General features: G+C 37.3%; 22 protein-coding genes. 8 read left to right on the forward strand and 14 right to left on the reverse strand.

Features of this window, described 5'->3' with window-relative positions; genetic code table 11:
- Positions 1-32: 32 nt before the first annotated feature.
- The 9 genes from AC3E9U_RS15780 to AC3E9U_RS15820 form a co-directional block, all read right to left on the reverse strand.
- The gene (locus tag AC3E9U_RS15780) at positions 33-2,717 is read right to left on the reverse strand and encodes a DNA gyrase/topoisomerase IV subunit A (RefSeq protein ID WP_488747892.1); all 2,685 of its coding nucleotides are present in this window, start codon (positions 2,715-2,717) and stop codon (positions 33-35) included.
- Between the two features lie 64 nt (positions 2,718-2,781).
- The gene (locus AC3E9U_RS15785) at positions 2,782-4,644 is read right to left on the reverse strand and encodes a DNA topoisomerase IV subunit B (RefSeq protein WP_488747893.1); all 1,863 of its coding nucleotides are present in this window, start codon (positions 4,642-4,644) and stop codon (positions 2,782-2,784) included.
- Between the two features lie 526 nt (positions 4,645-5,170).
- Positions 5,171-5,854, reverse strand: coding sequence for a TIGR02117 family protein (locus AC3E9U_RS15790; protein WP_488747894.1), 684 nt, complete (start codon positions 5,852-5,854; stop codon positions 5,171-5,173).
- Entirely contained in the window at positions 5,851-6,579 is a 729-nt protein-coding gene (locus AC3E9U_RS15795) for a hypothetical protein (RefSeq protein ID WP_488747895.1), read from the reverse strand. Before AC3E9U_RS15795 ends, AC3E9U_RS15790 begins: the two co-directional genes overlap by 4 nt.
- A 69-nt stretch (positions 6,580-6,648) precedes the next feature.
- Entirely contained in the window at positions 6,649-7,266 is a 618-nt protein-coding gene (locus tag AC3E9U_RS15800; RefSeq protein WP_488747896.1) for a hypothetical protein, read from the reverse strand.
- A gap of 46 nt (positions 7,267-7,312) precedes the next feature.
- Positions 7,313-7,960, reverse strand: a complete 648-nt coding sequence (locus AC3E9U_RS15805; RefSeq protein WP_488747897.1) for a hypothetical protein — start codon at positions 7,958-7,960, stop codon at positions 7,313-7,315.
- 12 nt (positions 7,961-7,972) lie between these two features.
- Positions 7,973-8,587 (reverse strand): hypothetical protein, encoded by a 615-nt coding sequence (locus tag AC3E9U_RS15810; RefSeq protein ID WP_488747898.1) that lies wholly within the window; start codon positions 8,585-8,587, stop codon positions 7,973-7,975.
- 17 nt (positions 8,588-8,604) lie between these two features.
- Positions 8,605-8,997 carry a hypothetical protein gene (locus AC3E9U_RS15815; RefSeq protein ID WP_488747899.1) on the reverse strand — a complete coding sequence of 131 codons (393 nt, stop codon included), beginning with the start codon at positions 8,995-8,997 and terminating at the stop codon, positions 8,605-8,607.
- A 224-nt stretch (positions 8,998-9,221) separates the two neighbouring features.
- Complete coding sequence (locus AC3E9U_RS15820) at positions 9,222-9,749, reverse strand: NADPH-dependent FMN reductase (protein WP_488747900.1); 528 nt, start codon at positions 9,747-9,749, stop codon at positions 9,222-9,224.
- Positions 9,750-9,977: 228 nt separating this feature from the next.
- On the opposite strand from AC3E9U_RS15820, the gene AC3E9U_RS15825 reads away from it, so the two are divergent.
- On the forward strand, positions 9,978-10,511 hold the full coding sequence (locus AC3E9U_RS15825) for a hypothetical protein (RefSeq protein ID WP_488747901.1): 534 nt from the start codon (positions 9,978-9,980) through the stop codon (positions 10,509-10,511).
- A gap of 62 nt (positions 10,512-10,573) precedes the next feature.
- On the opposite strand, the gene AC3E9U_RS15830 is transcribed toward AC3E9U_RS15825, so the two are convergent.
- From AC3E9U_RS15830 to AC3E9U_RS15850, 5 genes are all read right to left on the reverse strand, one after another.
- Positions 10,574-10,969 carry a response regulator gene (locus AC3E9U_RS15830; RefSeq protein WP_488747902.1) on the reverse strand — a complete coding sequence of 132 codons (396 nt, stop codon included), beginning with the start codon at positions 10,967-10,969 and terminating at the stop codon, positions 10,574-10,576.
- A 19-nt stretch (positions 10,970-10,988) separates the two neighbouring features.
- Positions 10,989-14,210 carry a PAS domain S-box protein gene (locus AC3E9U_RS15835; protein ID WP_488747903.1) on the reverse strand — a complete coding sequence of 1,074 codons (3,222 nt, stop codon included), beginning with the start codon at positions 14,208-14,210 and terminating at the stop codon, positions 10,989-10,991.
- A gap of 268 nt (positions 14,211-14,478) precedes the next feature.
- Entirely contained in the window at positions 14,479-15,573 is a 1,095-nt protein-coding gene (gene ychF, locus AC3E9U_RS15840; protein WP_488747904.1) for a redox-regulated ATPase YchF, read from the reverse strand.
- A 220-nt stretch (positions 15,574-15,793) separates the two neighbouring features.
- Positions 15,794-17,119: an OmpA family protein gene (locus AC3E9U_RS15845; protein WP_488747905.1), complete on the reverse strand. Its 1,326-nt coding sequence runs from the start codon at positions 17,117-17,119 to the stop codon at positions 15,794-15,796.
- Between the two features lie 70 nt (positions 17,120-17,189).
- The gene (locus AC3E9U_RS15850; RefSeq protein WP_488747906.1) at positions 17,190-17,621 is read right to left on the reverse strand and encodes an META domain-containing protein; all 432 of its coding nucleotides are present in this window, start codon (positions 17,619-17,621) and stop codon (positions 17,190-17,192) included.
- A gap of 221 nt (positions 17,622-17,842) precedes the next feature.
- On the opposite strand from AC3E9U_RS15850, the gene AC3E9U_RS15855 reads away from it, so the two are divergent.
- From AC3E9U_RS15855 to AC3E9U_RS15885, 7 genes are all read left to right on the forward strand, one after another.
- Positions 17,843-18,367, forward strand: a complete 525-nt coding sequence (locus tag AC3E9U_RS15855; RefSeq protein WP_488747907.1) for a superoxide dismutase family protein — start codon at positions 17,843-17,845, stop codon at positions 18,365-18,367.
- Between the two features lie 1,014 nt (positions 18,368-19,381).
- The gene (locus AC3E9U_RS15860; RefSeq protein WP_488747908.1) at positions 19,382-20,146 is read left to right on the forward strand and encodes a hypothetical protein; all 765 of its coding nucleotides are present in this window, start codon (positions 19,382-19,384) and stop codon (positions 20,144-20,146) included.
- 137 nt (positions 20,147-20,283) lie between these two features.
- Positions 20,284-20,436 carry a hypothetical protein gene (locus tag AC3E9U_RS15865; protein ID WP_488747909.1) on the forward strand — a complete coding sequence of 51 codons (153 nt, stop codon included), beginning with the start codon at positions 20,284-20,286 and terminating at the stop codon, positions 20,434-20,436.
- Between the two features lie 108 nt (positions 20,437-20,544).
- On the forward strand, positions 20,545-21,381 hold the full coding sequence (locus AC3E9U_RS15870; RefSeq protein WP_488747910.1) for a tyrosine-type recombinase/integrase: 837 nt from the start codon (positions 20,545-20,547) through the stop codon (positions 21,379-21,381).
- Positions 21,382-21,588: 207 nt separating this feature from the next.
- Positions 21,589-21,927: a lysozyme inhibitor LprI family protein gene (locus tag AC3E9U_RS15875; protein WP_488747911.1), complete on the forward strand. Its 339-nt coding sequence runs from the start codon at positions 21,589-21,591 to the stop codon at positions 21,925-21,927.
- A 205-nt stretch (positions 21,928-22,132) separates the two neighbouring features.
- Positions 22,133-22,669: a hypothetical protein gene (locus AC3E9U_RS15880; RefSeq protein ID WP_488747912.1), complete on the forward strand. Its 537-nt coding sequence runs from the start codon at positions 22,133-22,135 to the stop codon at positions 22,667-22,669.
- A 203-nt stretch (positions 22,670-22,872) separates the two neighbouring features.
- Positions 22,873-23,391 (forward strand): hypothetical protein, encoded by a 519-nt coding sequence (locus tag AC3E9U_RS15885; RefSeq protein ID WP_488747913.1) that lies wholly within the window; start codon positions 22,873-22,875, stop codon positions 23,389-23,391.
- Positions 23,392-23,633 lie beyond the last annotated feature (242 nt).

Genomic DNA, 23,633 nt, shown 5'->3' on the forward strand with positions numbered 1-23,633 from the left:
CTCTCAAATTGAGAGCTTTTTTATTGTTTTTGCTATTCCAAAGTCAAAGTTATCTGACCGTCATCATCCAGTTCGATGTTATAGTCAGTCAACTCGGCACTCGGACCTGTTTCCGTTTCAACTACTTCCTCAACAGGTTCTTCATAAGGCAAGGATTCCAATAAATTAACCTGTTTCAGTTTATCAGTCGTCAATTGGTTTCCTAATGCTTTAATACCTTTCACGGCAATGAATTGTTCCATATCGATGATCTGGTTTTCCTTCTGAACGCCTTTGCTCTTGGCAAAAACAATTTCAGCAACAGGACGCCAATCAGTGGAAACAATTTCCAACTGCGACTTTTCGTGCTCCGAAATAAAAATCTCTTCCTTATTTTCATTTTCCACAAGGAAGCGCTTCACATAATAACGTTCTTTTTCTCCATCATAATAAATGGCCGAAACAGGTTTGGTCTTATGCCATTTTTCGAGGATGATCATATCTTCGTCGAAATGCGTGGTAAGTTCCGGAATAATGGTTTTAAGTTTACCCGATTGATTAATGATCAGCAAACGGTCGTTCGGACGGAATTCACCTAACAGCTCGCCTCGCCCATCCACGTTCAAACGCTGAACGGTATCGTCAAACCAGATCTTACGAGGTCGTAATGTCGAAATTCCTTTCTCTTTCAGTTCTATTTTCTTGATTGGATATTTGGCTACCGTATTTCCTTTGGAAGCTCTTCCTTTGATGGCAATATCGGCAAAATCCAAATCCCATTTCAGTTTTTTCACGCTTCCTACCTGACGCAGTAAAATAGTTACTACCTCTGCTTCGCCATTCGGATTATTAGAAAAATACAATACTTGTGAGCCTGGTTTTTCTTGTGTCAGGTCATACGCTTTATCACGGGTAACTCCCGAAACATTAAAACGCTTTATAAATGATGAACCGGATTTTCCGTCGCGGTAGATCATATTGTAAATCGTACGCTTGTCGTTTTTATCGAAAACCGCCACGTGAATGATGTCCTTCCCAACGAATTTCTTTTCATCTACTTTAGATATCATCATTTTGCCATCACGAAGAAATACAATCACATCATCAATATCCGAACAATCAGCAACATATTCGTCTTTTTTCAGTCCGGTTCCGATGAATCCTTCTTCTCGGTTAACATACAATTTCGTATTTCTTAAAACCACTTTCGTAGCTTCAATAGTATCGAAATTGCGGATTTCAGTCTGACGCTCACGACCTTTTCCGTACTTCTCTTTCAGTTTAACGAAATAGTCAATTGCAAACTCAATAAGATTCGCCAAATGATGTTTTACCTGCGCCATTTCATCTTCCAACTTAGCGATTAATTCATCTGCTTTATCGGAGTCGAAACGCGTGATACGGATCATTGGGATCTGGGTCAACTTTTGTAAATCTTCATCGACAATATCACGCATCAGTAATTTTCGGAATGGCTCGAAGCGTTTGTACATGTATTCGTATAACGATTCTCTATCCGAATACAATTTAAAGTCGATGTACATTTCTTCACGGATGAAGATCTTCTCTAAAGTTGAGAAATGCCATTTCGTTTCCAACTCCTGCAATTGGATTTCCAATTCCTGACGCAGTAAATCAACCGTTCTTTCCGTTGAAATTTTAAGCATGGCCGATACGCCGATAAATCTCGGTTTGTGATGCTCAATTACACAGCCAAGCGGCGCAATCGATGTTTCACAAGCCGTGAAAGCGTAAAGTGCATCAATGGTTTTATCGGGAGAAACACCTGGCGGCAGATGAATTAAAATTTCAACCTCAGCAGCGGTATTATCTTCAATTTTCTTGATTTTGATTTTCCCTTTTTCATTCGCTTTCAGAATACTGTCAATCAATGATGAAGTATTGGTTGAAAACGGAATTTGGGTAATTACCAGTGTCTGTTTATCCAACTGCGAAATCTTCGCACGTACCCTTACGCGCCCGCCACGCATTCCGTCATTATAGTTAGAAACGTCAGCAATACCGGCAGTAGGGAAATCCGGGAATAAAGTAAAAGGCTTTCCTTTCAGTATTTTTATCGAAGCATCGATTAATTCATTGAAATTATGAGGCAGGATCTTGGTCGACAAACCAACAGCAATACCTTCCCCACCCTGTGCCAACAATAACGGGAATTTTACTGGTAAATTGATTGGTTCGGCACGACGTCCGTCATAGGAAACACCCCATTCGGTAATTTTTGGCGAATACAAAACCTCTAAACCGAATTTTGATATTCTTGCCTCAATATAACGGGAAGCGGCGGCACCATCACCGGTTAAAATATTTCCCCAGTTCCCTTGACAATCGATCAGTAAATCCTTCTGACCGATTTGCACCATGGCGTCCCCGATACTCGCATCTCCGTGAGGGTGATACTGCATGGTGTGTCCGACCACGTTCGCTACTTTGTTGTAACGTCCGTCATCCAACTCTTTCATGGAGTGCATGATACGGCGTTGTACCGGTTTAAATCCGTCTTCGATCGCAGGTACGGCGCGTTCCAGAATTACGTAAGAAGCATAATCCAGGAACCAATCCTTGTACATACCCGTTACTTTGGTAATGGTATCTTCAGGATTTTCTTCGTGGTCGTAAAAATGTTCACCTTCAAAAGACTGGTTTTCTTCGGAATGTGTTCCTTCAGAAAGATTATCTTCCGGGGTAAAATCTTCAATATTCTCGTTTTCTTCGCTCATAGATAAGTTAACAGTATTCAGTTAACAGTTGACAGTTATGTCTATAATTCTTTTGTTCTTGTTCTTAGTTCGTCAGCTCTTCAACAGTATCCAATTCCACTTTCAGGTTATTGATAATGAATTCCTGACGGTCAGGCGTATTCTTACCCATATAAAATTCAAGTAAAGTTTCAATCGAAGTAGCCTTATCCAACATTACCGGTTCCAGACGAATACTGTCGCCAATGAAATGCTTGAACTCGTCAGGTGAAATCTCTCCCAATCCCTTGAATCGGGTGATTTCCGGTTTTGGTTTCAGTTTATCGATGGCGTATTTTCGTTCGTCTTCGGAATAACAGTAAATCGTTTCTTTCTTGTTTCGCACACGGAAAAGCGGCGTCTGAAGAATGTACAAATGGCCTTCCTTGATTAACTCCGGGAAGAACTGAAGGAAAAATGTAATCAGCAGCAAACGAATGTGCATACCATCGACATCGGCATCGGTTGCTATTACAATATTGTTGTAACGCAGGTTTTCCATTTCTTCCTCAATATCCAAAGCCGCCTGAAGCAAGTTGAACTCTTCATTTTCGTATACAATTTTCTTAGTCATTCCATACGAATTCAGAGGCTTACCACGCAAACTAAAAACCGCCTGCGTATTCACATCACGCGATTTGGTAATCGAACCTGATGCGGAATCCCCCTCGGTAATGAAAAGCGTACTCTCCAAGCTTCGTGGATTTTTGGCATCGGTTAAATGCACCCGGCAGTCACGCAGTTTTTTATTGTGAAGACTCGCCTTTTTAGCTCGGTCTCTCGCCAATTTCCTGATTCCGGAAAGTTCTTTACGCTCACGTTCTGCCTGAAGGATTTTCTTCAATAATGCATCAGCGATTTCAGGATTCTTATGAAGGAAGTTGTCTAATTTGGTTTTGATGAAATCGTTTACGAAGGTACGAACCGATGTCTGTCCCGGTCCCATTTCGGTAGAACCTAATTTGGTTTTGGTCTGCGATTCAAAAACCGGTTCTTCCACTTTAACCGAAATAGCGGAAACAATCGATTTACGAATATCGGATGCTTCAAAATTCTTATTGTAGAATTCTTTTACAGTTCTTACTATCGCTTCACGAAACGCCCCTAAGTGCGTTCCTCCCTGCGTAGTATTCTGGCCGTTTACAAATGAATAATATTCTTCGGAATACTGTGTTTTACTATGGGTTAAGGCCACTTCGATATCGTCGCCTTTTAGGTGAATGATCGGATATACAGAATCTTCTTCGGTAATGGTCTCATCCAATAAATCTTTCAGACCATTATCGGAATAGAATTTTTCACCGTTGTAAATGATGGTCAATCCGGTATTCAGATAACAGTAGTTCTTAAGCATTTTTATGATGTACTCGTTACGGTACTTATAATGCTTGAAAATAGTATCATCGGCAACGAAGGTTACTTTGGTTCCTTTACGTTTTGTGGTTTCCTGAACATCTTCTTCTAAAGTCAGATTTCCTGCTGAAAACTCTGCCGCTTTTTGTTGGTTATCACGAACGGATTCTACTCTGAAGAAAGTCGAAAGCGCATTTACCGCCTTAGTTCCGACCCCATTCAGACCAACGGATTTCTTAAATGCTTTGGAATCGTACTTTCCTCCCGTATTCATTTTGGAAACTACATCGACCACTTTCCCTAGCGGAATTCCTCGCCCGTAGTCTCGAACGGTAACGGTTTTGTCTTTCACGGTAACCTCAATGGTTTTACCGGCTCCCATTACGAATTCGTCAATACAGTTGTCAAGCACCTCTTTCAGAAGGATATAGATACCGTCATCGGGAGAAGAACCGTCGCCTAGTTTCCCGATATACATTCCGGGGCGCATACGGATATGCTCTTTCCAGTCGAGGGAACGGATATTGTCTTCGGTGTACTGATTTTGCTCTAGCATAAAGAAATTTTGGAATTTCTGCTAAAATAAGGTAAATCACTGTAAATAAAAAGGGTTTCCCGCAAAGTTATTGACAAGTTGAAAGGGAGAAGGGAGATAGCAGAAGGCAGATAGCAGGAAGCAGGGAAAAGGGAAGAGACAAGAGGGAGACCGCAGATAGCAGAACGCAGGGAGAAGGGAAAAGTAAAAACGGAGAAGGCAGGCGGCAGGGAAAAGTTGAAAGGGAAAAGAGAAGGGACGAGAGGGAGACCGCAGATAGCACAACGCAGGGAAAAGGGATTGGGCATAATGGAAAGTAAAAGCGACAAAAGCTCTATCTTATATCCCATTTCTTAAATATATTGTCTATGTACCGATTTCTAGCAGATTTACCAGATTTAGCAAATTATTAGTTTACCCAATTCTATTCCCTATTCTCTTCTGCCGTCTACGATCTATCGTCTGCTATCTGCCGTCTGCTATCTGTCTTCTGCTTTCTGCTTTCTGCCGTCTGTCGTCTGTCGTCTGTCGTCTGTCGTCTGCCTTCTCACTCATAATGCATCAATATACCCTTATCATAAACCGTCCACAAACTTGCTTTTTGATTCGCTGCTTTTAAGGCGCTATTGGTCCAGGTATTACAAGTATAAAATAGATTGTACCTGCCTTTTGCATCATAGAAAACATCGTTATTTCCATAGACTGCATCGGTTTCAATTTTAGCGATTTGATTGTTACTCAACACAAAAGAATCCTGAATGAATGTTATCAGTTTAGCATACTCCTCTTCCGTAATGATGATTTTCTTGCACTGGTCGTCTTCTTTCATCTTTTTGTAAAAAGTACAATGCATTGCGGATGTACTCAAGCCCGTAGCCGCATTGAACGCTGTGGAGAACTTCAAATCGGCCCAAGTGGGTGTATTTAGATAAAATCCTTTATCACCCCAGCCGAAAGCCAAATAGTTTGCGGTAGTATCTTTTCCTTTCGTATCCTGATAGCGTACTTCATGACTCCAATCTTTTACTTGATTTTTCACCGGAACTACGATGTCAGTATGAACCCCGTTGGAACGCAGATAGATCTCAATTCCTTTTTCGGGTACATCGACATCTGTGTTTACCGGAATACGAGATAAAATCACTACTGCTAAAACATACAGTGCGAGAAATGCTACGATTCCTAAAACAATTTTTAAAAGAATCTTCATACTTTTTTTGATGGCTTTCATTTTGATATTTTTTTGAATTGATACTCCTCTCCCAATTTCTGTAATTTCAGTATTTTTTTAAATTCTTTTTTGGTAGGGCTTATTATATACGAAATTGAGTCTGTCTTCTGCGATTTGATTTTTGTTATTGAATCCATCAATTTTAGATCTTCATCAGAATAAATGTACTTAAGCTTAAGAATATCTTTTTCAAGATTTAAAATTTTAATATTCCAATAAACAGAATCTCTTGTATTCAAAATCAAATTTCTGTTGATTCGTTTAGCTTTCTGCCTGTCTGAAAAGACAAACAAAGTATCAATTTGTGTATTTGAAAACTGGATGGAATCGCCAATATCTTTTCTCTGATAAACCTCATCACTACCTTTTAAAACATAGGTAGTACCGCTAATGCTAAATTCATCCTTAATCGAATCCAGCTCACTTTTGTGGATTCTTGACCTATTAATAACCTTCCGAAGAATAGTCCTTTCGTTTACTTCCATATACACCGAATCCGAATTCATGAATACTCCCCGAAAAGCAGCCGGAAATTTTGACAACTCCGATTCATTCACTGGTTGCGGCTGAACAAAATAATAATTATTTCCTTCAGGTTTTGCGAATTCTTTACAAGATATGAAGCATATAGCAATGAGAAAAAAGACCATTCTTTTCATGAGTTCCGGTTTTTCATACGCTATACAATTTCCAGGCCAAAAAAACATCAATGAGATTTTTCTCAATTTCTCGTAGTGTATTTTTACCGTAATTTGCTTTACCGCAGACCTATAACAAAAAGATTTAAAATGAAATTATTTATTGGGCGGAGGAAATTTCACTTGTTCGCTCGCATCAATTGATAAAGGCGGTATAGGTAAGCTTAATGTATCCTTGCTAAAGGAAAACTTTTCAAACGCTTTCTGCCCTTTTCTGATATTTACCGAATCAATAATTTCGTAACGTTTTTTCTTGTAGTTGGATGAAATACTATTCTGAATTTTTATAAAGGAAAAAAACCTGGGATCCTTTTCATTTTCCCTGTAAGTAAAAGTTAAAACCTTACCGTCTTCAAATTTTGCTTTTACTCTGATAGTTGGTCCGCAATAAAAATCTAATGAAGTTGTGTCACTTTGTTTTTCGTAAAAGCTGTCATTTTTAGACTTAGTAGCTTCTGCTATATCCGATACTATTTTAGAATCAATTTCAGTTTTCAGGTAAATATATTTTGATTCATCCAATTTAATTTGTCTGATAGCTTCCGCATTCCCCGAACCATCAATTTTTGAATAATCAATACAGTCTGTTATCAGCTTGCTCTGTTCTTTATCTGGCACATAGTAATACGTCATAATTTCGATGCTCTCCAAATCGTTTTCCTTTGGAGAACAACTAAACAGAAGGATAATAAACAATAGTGATATCTTTTTCATTCAATACTATTAAAATTTCATTATCAGATAATTAAATAATTTTACCTTATCTCGTACTTTCATTGAAATCAAAACCCTGCAAATAAGAAATTTTCCATTTTCCATTTTCTTTCACAGCTCGGAAATTATATGAAAAGTCCTTCAAGCTTTGATCTGAATTCGGTTCCAGTTTTCCCCATTTCCATTCAGCATTAGCTTTATTTCCATCAAGCTTCAGGTTGCTGATTTCTATCAAACCCCAAGGTTTTGGTTCGTCGTATGGCACGTCCTGACATAAACACCAGGGATCTACATCATTTACAAAATTGAATGTCGGCAACTCATAAGTATTCCATTCTTCCAGCTCTTTGTTCTTTATCTTTTTGTCAAGTGTAAGGATGATTTGATTGTAGTTATCGATGAATTCCTCAGCAAAAAGAGTTGTCTTTTCTAACTTCTCAAGATTGCGTTTATGCCCTTTGAGATCAAAACCGATACAGATACTGTCTTTATCAGTCAGCACAGGAAGTAAGTCGATCGAACCTTTTGTATTGCTCCAATTAAGAACCTGTCTGATAACATTTTGAATTTCTTTTTTATCGTCAGATGAAGATATTATATTTTTTTCTGTTGTGGAAGCTGTTTTGTTTTCAGCCTGATTGCATCCAATGAACAAAAGTCCGAGTACCAAAGATACCAATTTAAGGTGTTTCATTTAATTGCTTTTTTATTCTTCAATATAGTCGGGATTTAAAAAAGTAAAGTTTTCCGGTTTCGCTATTTCAACAAATTTTTCCTTTTCAAAATCAATTTTCCAAATCCTGAAAACCTTTTTTATAACTTCTTCCCTATTATCTTCAAATTCCACTAAATAGTTCATTTCTTCGTTATTCCCCAGTACTAACGGAACATGATAATACACTAATTTAGGATCGTTTACTACTACATTCAGCTCGTCAAGTATTTTAAAATCTGGTGTTTGACTAGTCAGCCTTTTATCATATCTCCCGAATACTATCTTGTTCTTTCCATTTCTGCATTCATCGATTATTTCTGAATATTCCGAAATAAAATATTTAGCATCCGTAGCGTTTCCACCTAAGATGCTCCCGAAACATTCATGCAGTACGTAGCTGTCAATATCAGCCGATCGCTTGCCAATAAACGAAATGTCCAGCGTCCCTTTGTTTTTCTTCTCATTAAGGCGGACAATCTCCTTTTTTGAATTTTCAGGAGTGATTTTATTTTCCCTGATTGGCTTTGGATCCTGTGCTTCTTTATCAATGCAACTCATAAAGCATAGCAAAATCAGAAGAAAGACTGTGTTTTTAGGTATGGTCATATTCTAAATAGAAACGATTACGCTCTAATTTGCTTTTTCCTATTGATCACAACCAGCATCAGCGAGGAAATGATACACATTACCACAGCACTAATCATAAGCGGCGTTTCTTTCTGAGCAATTCCGATAAGGAAATCGCCGATAAACATTACCAAAAAGAAAATATAAGCAATTGTCAGCATCGGTGCAGATTTTTTGAAGACCGCAAAAGCAAAGATGAAACCGAGTGCAAATTGTCGTACTGCCCACATTTCGGTTACATACGCTACTCCTTTTGCGTTAAGATCGATGGTCTCTATAACCGAATGTGGTGAAAACCATATCGAGAAGCTTACCATAATTTCCATCAATGCAAATATGCCCGAAACTATAAGTATCCAGGTTGCTATTGTTTTTTGTCCTTCAGTCATAATTTAAGTTTGGTTATTGATTAGATTTGGTTCTTCAGTAGTATCATTCAGTCAAATATACAAAAAGAACATACTGTTTTACCGAAAAGACCTACTGTCTCAAATTCAGCCATCTTCACTTATTTTTAAAAAGGAGATACATCGTACTTAGTACGTACATAAGCCGTACATACTCCGAGTAAAGCCCAGTAAAAACTTTAATGGATTACTAAAGAAAGTCTAACTTAAAAATTAAGATTCTTGACAATGTCCTTTACCTGATTGTCCAGTATCGGATCAGAAATTTTCATGTTTTCTATATCGAAGTTTTCATAGAAACTTGGTAATGAAAAACTGCCTATAATATTAGCTCCGTAGCGCGGAAAAGCAGCTTGGGCAATTTCCATAACGCGAGCGGCTCCTCTTTTACCGTCTGAAGTTGAAAGCAGAAGCATTGGTTTATTCTGAAACACTTTGATATCCTGACGGGATGCCCAGTCGAAAAGATTTTTAAAAGCCGCCGAGTAGTTTCCGTTGTTCTCGGCCATGGAAAGGACAATCATATCGGCAGAAGCCATTTTATCCAGAAAATCCCTTGCCAGTTTGGGTTTACCTAATTCCTTTTCCAAATCAACACTGAATAAAGGCAACGCAAAATCATTCAGGTCCAGGACTTCAACCTCGGTGTTTTCAAATAAATTGGCAACATAGGTAGCCAGCTTTTTATTGATCGAATGTTTACTGTTACTTCCGCCAAAGGCAACTATTTTCATAACGCATCGTTTTATGCTCAAATTTAATCAAATTGAAACAGGAACACCTTTATTCTTATCACAATTTATTATATAACTTCTGACAAATAAAAAAATAACACTTACTCCTGAAATATGTTAATTTATTCACAAATAAACACTTTTGAACTTCTTTTAATATGATTTTTAATACATTACTTGTTTTTTATAACTAATTTTGCAATGTATTAATGATTAAATTAAAATGTCATGAAAAAAGTAATATTAATCATTGCAGCTTTATTCACCACAGTGGGCATTACTGCTCAAAACACGGATGTAAAAAAAGAATCCACAACTACGACAAAAACAGTTAAAGATTCCAAGGGAGAAAAAACAACGGTTAAAACGGAAGAAGTTAACGAAGTAAAGAAAATTGAGTTTAAAGATCCAAACTCAAACTCCAAAGAGAAAGAGGTCTTGGACACTCCAGCCGATGTAACCACAAAAATTAAAGTTACTGTGGATGGTGTTACAAGAGAAATAAGCCACGATTACTCAGGATATTATCTTTATGAAGGAGCAAAATATAAGTTGATTTTAGACAAAGTTGGATATTCACTTATTAATCCTGACACCAAAAAAAGACTGGTAACCCTTCGTGAAGCTTCCAATGGTTCCTATATCGTTACAGGTAAAAAAGTTTCGGTGGGCTATTTTGACAGCAGCGGTAATTTTATCATGCAGTCTGTTGATCCGAAAACCGATACAGTCATTACAGAAAAAGCAGAAGTAATCAAATAATTAAAAATAAAAAAACGTCCTGTCAAATTTAAACAGGACGTTTTTTTATATATGAATAGCAATTAATTTATTTTTCTGTTCATGAGCAAATTGATCATTTCGGATTTTAGAGGTTTAACAAAATAATCTTTCACAATACTGTATTGTCTGGCCCTCTCGATATCATTTTTATTATTGGAAGAAGTGAGCATTACAATAAAACAACGCTTTTCGCTGACTTTCCGGAATTTAGTCACCTCATTGAGAAAACCGAAGCCGTCCATTACCGGCATGGAAATATCGAGAAAAATCAAATCCGGGAATTCTTCAAAATCTTCCTTGACCTTTTCAAGATAAAGTAATGCATCGATAGCTGAACTCATTAACGATATTTTTTCTGCAACTCCGCTCTTGGTAACGACATGATTTGAGATAAAGTTATCGATACCATTGTCATCAATTAGCATTATATTCTTCATTTTCATAACCATTTTAAAATTATTTTCGATTTGGGATCGTTATGGTAAATAAGGTTCCTTCGTTTACTTTCGATTTGACGGATATATTCCCCTTTAATTTATCCAATGTTTCTTTGACGATGTACAATCCAATACCTGCACCGGTAGAAAGCGAGCTGGAACGATAAAACATGTCAAAAATTTTACCCTGTTCATTTTCATCAATACCTATGCCATTGTCTTCAATTGTGATTATGGCATTTTCATTATTGCACTTAAAGTTAACAAAAATAAAGGAATTCTCCTTGTCTCTGTCGTAATATTTATAGGCATTCCCAAGAATATTGTTAATTACAATGAAAAGTCGGTCATAATCACAAATAAATTGTGCTTCCGCATTTACACTTAGTTTTAAGTCGATGTTTTTTCCCTCTTCCGGAAATTTGAGATTTCCTTTTACTTCACTGAACAAGGCTGCAAAATCAATCTCATCATCTTCCAGATTCATGCGCGCATTTTTAGAGTAATTCAGAATGTCCTCAATAAAATCATCTAATCTGGAAGCGCTGGTGTTGAGCATCTTTAATCTGTCAATCAACTTATTGTTTTCATCGCTGTTCTCTTTTTCTTCGATTTCAGTTTTGGTAATGTTTATTAATCCGAGGATTGATTTTAGCGGAGCTCGCAGATCGTGGGATGTACTGTATACAAAACGATCTAACTCTGAATTCGTTTTTTTCAGTTCTTCGTTGGAAAGAATTAAGGCCTCTTCGGCTTTCTTACGCATCGTGATATCCCGGTAATTCAGGATTATCCCATTAATTCCTGCTCTATCCAACAGGTTCAGACCTGCTCCTTCCACCCAAACTTCATGTCCATGTTTATGGATGATACGAAACTGATTCTGCAGGGACACACCGGGAGAATTACGCAATTCCGTTAAAAACTTTTGAGCTTTTACGAAATCCTCCGGATGTATGAAACTCAGCAATTGTTTTGATTTAAATTCTTCCAAACCGTAACCGGATATCCTTGCCGCGGAAGGGCTCTGGTATTCAATCTCATAATCCGCATTCACCAAAATAATGGCATCACTGATGTTTTCAGTTAAAGCACGGTATTTTTCTTCACTTTGCAGGAGTTTTAACTCGGCTCGTTTTCTTTCAGTAATATTGGTACCGAAAATCATTACGTGCGTCACTTCGCCATTGGTAAGTATCGGAACAAATCGGGAGCGCACCCAACCGCCGTGGGAAAGCATGTTTTCAATTTCCAGATGTTCTCCGGTAGTGAAGCATTTCTCCAAAGCTTCTCTCGCCATCTCCTGACTTTCAATCGGAAGCACGGAAACACAATCTACCCCAACCATATCCTCCGGCGTCATTCCAGGGGTTTTAACCCTGTTTATCGCTTCTATTTTGAGGAATCTGTTCACATAGAGAATTAGATCCGGAGAGTTCTCAAACTGGCTTTTAAAAAGCTCTGTGGCTCTTTTTCGTTCCGTAATCACTTCGGTAAGCATAATTATTCCGCCTATTTCTCCATTGGCTTTATACCACGGGCGAACTTCCCATCTCAGCCAATCCACACTTCCGTCAGCCCTCAGGAATGAGTCTTCATCCTTCTTTTCAATAGCCCCTTTCAAGACACGCTGGTGTTTATCTTTCCACTCCTGTCCTATTTCCGGGAATACTTCATAATGGGATTTCCCAATGATATCCTGATCGCCCAGTTTATAATCCGTTATCCATCTTCGGCTGCAGGCAATGTATCGCATATCTGTATCAAACATGGCTAAACTGGCTGGACTGTGTTGTATAAACAGATTGAGCTGAGCCTCACGTTCCGCTAATTTGTCTTCTGCCCTTACCTTTTCCGTAACATCATTGGCTAATGTTAAAGCTGACGGACGGTTATTATAAATTATTCTATGAGGATTAATCTCCATGATCATCTCTTCACCATTCTTTTTGAAATGTTTCCAGTTTTGTTTTATGAAAGTTTCTTGACCATGAAGCATTTTGTGCGCAAACTCTCTTAATTTCCCATGATCTTCAGCCGGACGATAATCAAGGACGGTCATGGTGCTCCATTCTTCTCCGGAATAACCATATTTGTTTAATACTGTTTCATTAACTTCCTGAATTTTTAAAGTTTCCAGATCCCAAATAAAGATGCAGGCAGGACTGTTATTGAATAGATATCTGTATTTTTCTTCGGATTCCTTAAGGGCTGCTTCGGCTTTATTACGCTCTGTTATATCGCGGATAATACCAAAGAAACCTCTTCCTTCCATGAGACGGGCACTGATTTCAACCTCCCTGAGCGTACCGTCTTTTCTTTTTATTTTCCGATAAATTAAAGCCGATTTCTTCTTTTTTAAATTATCAATGACAAAAGTCTGATCATCGAGTTCCTCCGGGGCGATCAATTCAGAAACCTTCATCTGCAACATTTCTTCACGCGTATATCCGAAAAGATGGCAGGCGATTTCATTTAAGTCCATGACTTCTGTTTCCTCATTCAATACCAAAATGGCTTCACCGGCATATTCAATTAAGTTACGATAATTTTTCTCCGTTAGAAATAACTTAGCATTGTTGAGATTAACATTTTCGATAATTAAAAGGTTCTTTCTGATCAAATAGTATGAAAATGGAAGGGCAAAAAGTAAAGCAATCAAAAATGTCAATATAAACTTTTGGGTATAGGACGAATATCCTTCTTCAATATCCTTATAAAGTTCCATACCTATTTTAACTTGCAGATTACGCAAATCACTCACTTCGGTCAAAACTGGATTTAAAGTCTGAAATAATTCCTTTTTTGAAAGGTCATCCAGTGCTTCTTCATCACCATTAGCCAAAATCAGTTTTAGTTTCTCAATTGTGACCGATGATTTTTTCATCAGGGAGTCTGTTTTAATCACCATGAGTCTTTCCTCAGGGGTAAGGTAAGTCAACTCATAAGCTTTCCAATTGGTATCGATACTGTCTTTAGCATCGCTGATTTTTTTCCTGGCTTCGTTAAAAGATATTTGTTTCTTATTGGTATGATGTGCTGTGGAAAGTATTACCGAAGTATAATAACGAACATCACCCAACTGGTCCATCGGAATTAACCGATCCTTAAAAAGCTCTTCGGATTTTTTGTTTAGTTGGCGAATTTCTATAAGGCCATAAACACCAATTCCCACAATAAAACAAGACATGACAAATACCAGTAAGGTCAATTCCATGGATGCTCTTGTCTTGTTTACCATGCTCTTGTTTTTTTTGGAAATCTTTTCTAAAATAACTGTGGATGTTATTCGGAAAAGAAATGTAAACCGTTAATAATCAAACTGAACAAAACGACTCACTAACAAATGTAAAGAATATTTTTTGTTTCCTCACATCCGAAATACTTACAAAAACAATGAATTAGAGAAACGGCACGAATAATCAGATTAACAGCAATATAAATCACGAAAGCCACTAAATCTCTTTAGTGGCTTCGTTTCTGTTTATTTTTATTATAATTTCTTACAATTATACATTAAATCTGAAGTGCATTACATCTCCGTCTTTAACGATGTATTCTTTTCCTTCCACGCGAAGTTTTCCTGCTTCTTTTACTTTTGATTCCGAACCGAAGTTTGAGTAGTCATCAAAAGCGATCACTTCTGCACGGATGAATCCTTTTTCGAAATCAGTGTGGATCACTCCTGCTGCTTTTGGTGCAGTATCACCAATTTTGATAGTCCAGGCTCTTACTTCCTTAACACCAGCCGTGAAATACGTCTGAAGGTTTAATAGTTTATAAGCAGCGCGGATCAAAACAGAAGAACCCGGTTCCTGCAGTCCTAAATCCTCTAAGAAGATTTGACGCTCTTCGTAGCTCTCTAATTCAGTAATATCGGCTTCCGCACCAACAGAAAGAACGATAACTTCTGCCTGCTCATCTTTTACCATCTCACGTACCTGATCTACATATTTGTTACCGTTAACTGCCGAAGCCTCATCAACGTTACAAACATACAATACCGGTTTTGTAGTGATCAACTGGAAGTCTTCCATCAAATCGGTTTCATCCTGATTTTGAGGAACAACAGTACGAGCCGACTTTGCCTGCATTAAAGCCTCACGGATTCTGTCCAATAATGCCTTTTCAGTCTGAGCCTCTTTGTTACCTGTTTTCGCAGTACGGTTTACTTTTTCCAAACGCTTATCGATGGTTTCAAGGTCTTTCAACTGTAATTCGATATCGATGGTTTCTTTATCACGGATTGGGTTTACGTTACCGTCAACGTGAACGATATTATCATTGTCAAAACAACGTAAAACGTGAATGATAGCATTACATTCTCTGATGTTTCCAAGGAACTGGTTTCCAAGACCTTCTCCTTTACTTGCTCCTTTTACTAATCCGGCGATATCAACAATATCAACAGTTGCCATTTGAACACGCTCCGGTTTAACTAACTCTTCAAGTCTGTTGATACGCGGGTCCGGTACATTTACCACTCCGATATTAGGCTCGATAGTACAAAACGGAAAGTTCGCGCTCTGTGCTTTTGCATTGGACAAACAATTGAATAATGTTGATTTCCCAACATTTGGCAATCCTACAATTCCTGCTTTCATTATATTTTTAAATTACAGTTGGAAAAAACCAACAAATTTTGATATTCATTTTAAAAGTTTGCAAATATACCGATTATAATGGAAATACAGAACAGCAGTTTGTTAACATAATGGTAAACGTTTCTTCGTTTTTTGATTATGATGGCTTTTAAACACAAAAAATAAGGGAGACTTGCTAATTTGCCTCCCTTGATTACTATATTAAACTCGTTTAATTAAACTATTTAACTACTCTGATAACCGTTCTGCGGCTTTTAGCTTTTCCTTCTTCCTTACTGTTATCGCCAATCGGGAAACGCTCGCCATAACCAACGGCTTTCAAACGATTCTTGTTGATGCCTTTTGCGACGAGATAATCTACGGCGGCTCTTGCTCTTCTTTCAGATAGACTTTGGTTATATGCTTCAGTACCAGGCGTACTTGTATGGCCTTCTACATCGACACTTAAGTCAGGATTCGCATTAAGGAATTTCACCACTTTGTCCAAGTTAGCTTTATCTTCTGCACTTAATGCCGACATCGCTTTTTTGAAGTAGAATGTCATTTCGGGGCAACCTAAATTGTCTTTTATTCCAATAAGTTTTGGACATTTATCATCATCATCATTTACACCGTCCCCATCTCCGTCCGGGATTGGGCAACCTGCGTATTTTGCTACACCAGCAACTGTCGGACATTTATCATTCTCGTCATTGATTCCGTCACCGTCTGTATCAGGAACAGGACAACCATCATATTTAGGCGAACCGGCAACATTTGGACATTTGTCTTTACTGTCGAAAACACCATCTCCATCAGTATCTTTATCTGATACCGCCACAGAAGGAGCCGCAACCGGAGCCATGGTTTCAAGTGACGGAGGATTTGTTTTCATATCTTCAAGCGTTTTTGGAGCAGACCTAAATCCGATGGTAATACCAACCTGCACAGCTTGATTGTTTATATCTTCAACAATGTGTTTGGGATTAGACGGATAGACAGGCACCGTAGCATTTGTACCATGACTGTCGTTGATATCCATAAATCCGTAAATGTATCTTGCGTAAACTCCAATATTGCTTGTTATCCAATATTCTATTCCAAATGTCCCGGCGATATCCGTGCTTTTCAGATTATCTTTTTGGTCAATTTTACTCTGACTGTCAGCCTCTGAAGTTGAATTTATCAGAAAATCGAATTGCGGCCCTGCAAAGACCGAGAATCTCCAGATAGGGTTAAACTTAAATAAAACCGGGACGGATAGATATTCGAGTTTCAATCTGCCCCCCAAATCCGGATCGGGATACGACTGGCTTATGTCGGAACCCATTACCGAATATAGCAATTCAGGCTGAATGGACGTCTTCTTACTAATGGCATAATTATAATAGACTCCGCCCACGAAACCGCTCTTATAATCCGTTTCAAGGCCATTTACTGAAGGATCGTATTTAGTGGTAGACCAATTCCCTCCTAATTTTACACCAAAATAAGTGCGATCTGTAATTTGAGCAGAAACCTGCGTTAAACAGCTGATTAATGCAATTGAAAAGGCTAGTTTTCTCATAATTTACATATTTACTGCGTAAGCCAAAGTCGTTCAACTAACTATTGAAAAGCTTGTAAGACTCGCGTCATTATTTTCTAACAAAACGCATCAAGGTCTTATTATCCATGTTGAAATTCAGGGTTTTATTATCTTTTGAAATAGTATAGGAATCGATTTTCTGCAGGGTTTTCATATATACACTTTCCCCTTTACCATCGCCGCACATCATTCTTGTCATGGCCATCGGTTCCTTAAAACTGATTTTATTCCCGTCTACCGTCAGTTTACCGGAATAGGAATTGCAGCTGCTGTTTCCCGAAACTACATCATCTTTTGTTACAAAATTGATGGTGGGCCTTTTGTCGCGATACAATACGTCAAATGAGTTTTCCTGCCCGGAAATAGAAACCAATTCCCAGGAGCCGTTAAGATTTTCTAACTGATCCTTTTTAGTTTTGACCGAATTGCAGCATATAAACGAAAGACATATCATAGCTGCTGTAAATAGACACTTCCTCATACTATTAAAAAATTATATTTCAATAACTTACAAGAAGGGGCGGTCTTAAGAAATTAACTGTTAAAAACAAGTATCGAATTTACGAATTTTATTTTATTTATCTGTAAATCAATAACATAAATATATCAAAGCAGTAAAAGTTCATTTTTTAACCATACCTAATCCGGCGTAAGAAATTTAGCAGTAACTTTACTTCTTCAATAACCATTAAATTCATTGTTATGAAAAAAATAAGCTTCTCTATTTTAATTGTTGCCCTTGCCGTTGTAGGTTGTAAAACAAAAACGGAACAGAAGATCAATGAAGTAAAAGTCGCTTTGGAAGCAAAAAGCGGAACGACTACTTCGGGAACGGCTGTCTTTTCTGAAAAAGGAGGAAAAGTAACTTTCACTGCCACTATTGCGGGATTGGATCCTGGGGTGCATGCAATCCACATCCATGAAAAAGCGGATTGTTCTGCGGCGGATGCTACATCGGCAGGCGGACACTGGAACCCTACGTTCAAAAAACACGGAAAATGGGGCGAAGGAGAATATCATAAAGGCGATATCGGGAATTTTACTGCTGATGCTAACGGGAACGGAAAAATCACTTTAACCACGGACGAATGGTGTATTGGCTGTGGCGATGCAACAAAGGACGTTCTAGGAAAAGCGATCATTGTTCATAAAGGAGCTGATGATTTCGTAACTCAGCCGACAGGAAACGCTGGAGGCCGCGTGGCATGTACGGCGATTATCCGATAAATTAATCTAAATCCATATCCGTTATGGCATCCTATTCTTTCTGATCTGTGCATCAGAAAACCATATCGGACTTACGTTATATCATTAAGGGGACTTTCTTTGTCCCCTTTTTTAATTATTACCTATACCTAAGTTATCTATATCTAATTTGTAAGATATTATTTATATATTTGAGCTGTATTACTAAAGGATCAGTACTATATCAGTACTATATCAGTACTATATCAGTACTATATCAGTACTATATCAGTACTATATCGGTGCTATATCAGTATTGTATCAATGCGATATTGGTGTTATAGCAGTGCTATAGCAGTATTGCACTAGTACGATATTGGTGTTATATCAGTACTATAGCAGTATTGTATTAGTACGACATTAGTATTAAATCAGTACTGTATCATTATTGCATTAGTGCGATATTGGTATTATATCAGTACTGTATCATTATTGCATTAGTACTATATTGGTCTTATATCAATACTGTGTCAGTATTGTATTAGTGCAATATTTGTATTATATCAGTATTGTATCAGTATTGCCTTATCGCGATATTGGTATTATATCAGTACTGTATCATTATTGTATTAGTACAATATTAGTATTATCGCATTATTGCATCGGTATAATATCAGTACGATATCACTATACTATTAGTAATATATAAGTTCTATATCAGTATTGCATAGGTATTATATCAGTACTATATCACTATTGTATTGGTATTACAACTGTATGGTATCAATATTGCATTAGTATTATAGCAGTACTGTATCGGCAAGATACCGGTATTGTACTACTGCTATATCAGTATTGTATCAATACTATAACAGTATTGTACCGATATTATAGCAGTAATATTTCAATATCATAGAAGTATTGCATGAATATTGCATCAGCACTATAGCAGTATTGTATCAGTATTACAGCACTAATACATAGGTACCATATCAGCATTACTGTAACATTTTAAAAATCGTATATCAGTCAACTAAAACTTTAGAGAATATAATTATGGGTAAATTAAAGGGCATTGTACAACTCACCGGGAACTTTGACGGGCTTTCTTTTTACGAAAAAGACGGTGAAATTGTGGTCAGAAAAACTGGGGGTTTTGACGGAGAAAAAATAAAGACAGCGGCCAACTATCAGCGAACGAGAGAAAACGCTTCTGAATTTGGTCAAAATGTCAAAGCCGGAAAATATTTTCGAACCGGTATTTTTAAGTACCTGAAACCGTTGCAAATACCTTATGTACACAATGTTGTGGTGCAATTGTTTCATGACATCACTCAATTGGATGCAGAAAGTGCACGGGGTCAGCGCACCGTTGCTAAGGGATTGGTTACTTCGGAAGCCCAACAACTTATAAGGCAATTTGAATTTAATAAAGTCGCTTCCTTTAGCAGTGTTTTTCCGTTTAAGTGGGAAATGGATTGGGAACAGCAGCAATTTACCATAAAACAATTTACATCGGATACCTTAGGCAAACCAAAAGGTGCCACACATGTAACGGTGAATTATTTTACGTTGGGTCTGGATTTTGAGCAGCAAACCGATATCACCCTTCAGGAAAGTGACGAATTATGTTTCGAATTAGGCACTGCCTCCACTACCCCTACCGACTTACTTCTGCACTGTAATGTTCCAGACTGTCCGATTGTTTTTGGATTCCTGAGTATTCGTTTTTTTCAGGATGTGAATGGGATGCCGAATCGACTGGCGGGTGGTGGTTTGAAGATTGTGGCCTTCACCCCTTCCACAGGATCAGAAACTTAATATCAGCCACCGGGTGAGACAGGTAAAATTCTTTTATAGGCTTGTTGTTTCTTGTTCATTGAAGACGGGCTTCCTGAGCTTTAGCCACCGGGCAAAACACCTTGAAATTAGATTAGGATTATTACTACAAAATACTTATGTTTGTATATAAACTATACGCCATGATGATTGATTTTACGCCTTACAAGTTCACTTTTGAGGAACTTAACAATGAACGGATTATTTCCATTCGTTTTGAAAGCAGCGCTACCTTAGAAAATCAGATTAAAGAAGTAAAAGGTACGAAATGAAACCTAAAATTAAATGCCTGGTATGTTCCTGACACCTATGAAAACCGGAAACTTTTTAATTTACCGGAAGACTATCTGGTAGGCAAATATGTACTTTCTAAAATTTCGGTGCATAACCGAGAGGAAATTCAGCGTTTGATTCATCAGCTTAAACTAAAGGGGTATAGTCCGAATACCCTTCGTGCCTATGTACATGAGTTTGCCCAATACCTTTATTATCTAAAGGATTTAAATGCGGACGATTGTGGCGAAAAGGAAGTGCGCAGTTACCTTATTTTTTGCATTGATGATCTGAAGCTCTCGGAAAACTCGCTGCACAGCCGGATTAATGCCGTAAAGTTTTACTATGAAAAAGTCTTGTTTCGGGAGCGTGTATTTCTTGAGATTCCTCGGCCAAAAAAGCAAAGTAAGCTTCCTAAGTCGCTTAATATGCATGAGATTCGAAAAATTCTGGATGTCACTGAAAATTTAAAGCACAACACGATGCTTAAGCTTTGTTATGGCATGGGATTGCGTTTGAGTGAAATACTGAATCTGAAAATTTCGAATATTGACAGTAAAAACATGCGGGTTCATATTGAGCGTGGCAAGGGGAAAAAGGATCGGTTTGTTAATTTGCCGGAGAGCCTTTTGGAGCAGCTTCGCTCCTATTACCTCGAATATAAGCCAAAAGTTTATTTGTTTGAAGGGCAATACGGCGGGCAATACAGTTCGCGTACCGTACAGGAAGTATTTAAAAAATCTTTGAAAAAAGCCAACATAACTAAAAAAGTCGGCATTCACAGTTTGCGTCACAGTTTTGCCACCCATTTGCTGGAGAGCGGTACTGACATCCGATTCATACAGGAGCTATTGGGGCATAATGATATTAAAACCACTTTTATTTATACACATGTGTCGGATAACACTATACGAAAGATTGTTAGTCCGCTTGACAACTTGTGAAATTTTTCTACATTTGAACCGATCAGTAGTTGTAAAAATATATTTTAGGAATATTCACTAACACGAAATGCATTTTTTAGAATATATTTTCACAAACCACTGATTTTAAACGAATTAATAAACTTTTGTGTTTTGCGGTTGGTGCGTATATACAAGAGTTAGTGGCAAGCTTAAAAAAACTATCGTAAAAAAAGAAACTGAACCACAATGAAAAAATCACTCACTGTTATATTCTTATTTTTTACTACAATTTCCTTTTCACAATCTGTGACGGGTGAAGATGAACTTTATAAAGCATATGAGAAAGCAGATAAGGAATTAAATTCTATATATAATAAGCTTAAAAAAGAGCTTAATGAGTCGGATAGAAAGAATTTACTTGAGGCCCAAAAAGCGTGGATAAAATTTAGGGATTTAAATTGCAAATTCAAAAGTCAAGATCCAGGAGATGGTGGCGGACCTTATGAAAACAAACTAAAACTTGATTGTTTAATTACATGCACACTGGAAAGAACGAAAGAATTGAAAAATTGGGGTGAAGAATAGTAAAGCCTGCCACTAACAGCGGTTTTATGCAATGGCGGGGCTTGGGATTTTTTGGGAAAGTTTTTGCTCGCACTTTTTGTATTAAAATTCACGTTTTTCTTTCACTCATTTCGGTATATTTGTAAACGTCAGTAATAAAAAATCAGCCACTGACATAAAGCCGGCGGGACGTTGTGCAACATTCATACAAAACGACCTCATAAAGATGGTAAATCGAAAACTATTGTTTCTATTTCTTTTACTGTGTGTATTTACTGCACAAGGACAAAGTCTAAAAAAATATTCTTTCAACAAATATTACGCTAAAGTAAGCGCAACCAGAAAAAAAGCTAAGATTGATTACAATAGTCATAAAATTGCTAAACAATATAAAACCGCAATTACTGATGCATATAAATTAGGTAAAATAAATTTCGGTGGTCATTACATTGTTTGTACTTGGGGATGTGGGGTTGGTTGCCTTGATGGAGCTATGGTTGATGTAGAAACTGGAAAGGTTTATAAACTTCCAATGGGAGAATCTAGAAACTATACAGGTTGCGTATTTGCTCCAGAAGAAGATTGCATTGAATTCTCCGAAAACAGTAGATTATTCATCACACAGATTTGCATTCAGAATAAAAGTACTTCAACAAATGATATACAAGAAAAAGAATACTTTGTGAACGTTTGGAATGAAAAACAAAAGAAGTTCAATCTTGTAGAAAATTTGAAAACTACAAAAAGTGTTCAGGCTGATTAATTTGAACGTCGCACAACAGCGGTTTTGTGCAAGCGAGGGTTTTGGGATTTATCGGTAAAGGCTTGGTGTTTGCACTTTCTTATTTCTTTTGGGCTTTTTCCTTTCTAACTTTTCGGTATATTTGTAAACGTCAGTAATAAAAATCCTCGCCTGACACAAAGCCGGCGGGACGTTGTAGGCAATTTTACTTAACGACACTTCTAATGAAAACTAAAAATCTATTTCTTCTAAGTTTTTTAATGCTCTCTCTAATTTCATGTGAAAGAGAATGTAAATTGAAACCAATTCCTAAAAATATTTTTGATTTAGATAAAGTAAAAAATGTTGTTGTTTTTCAAAGTGGAAAAGAAATTGATAGCTCAGTTCTCAGTGATAAGTTTGACGATTATACAAAAACTTCATACAAAGGACCAATGAATTACAGAGAATGTGAGCATAATAAATCATACGAAGTAAACTTTAAAAAAAACAGAATATTAGTTTGGTTAAGAAAAAACGATAAAAATATTCTACAAATGCAAGTGTACGCTTTTGGCAACTGTATGAAAATTGACGATGAAAGAGTTGTTTCCGAAAAGGAATTATTATTAAATAAAGAATTCATCTTCGAAAGAGAAAAAAAGTGTGATTCCAGCAACTCTATATTAAAAAAAATAACGCTAAAAGGATATTTAATCGAATCAATTATGACATCTGACAACAAAGTCTGGATTCTAAAATAAAAACTGCCTACAACAGCGGTTTTGTGCAAGCGGGGTTTTGGTAATAATGGAACGATCTTTTCGTATATTTGGCGACAGTCTTGAACGGAATGGTTTGGGGATAAAAATCCCCGCCTGACACAAAGCCGGCGGGACGTTAGCTGAAATTATACCAAAACGATATATGTCAAACATTAAGAACATATCTATATTCGTAATATTTATTATTATGTTCTGTTTGTTTTCTTGTACTATTCAACAAA

The sequence above is a fragment of the Flavobacterium sp. 21.1 genome (assembly GCF_057801535.1).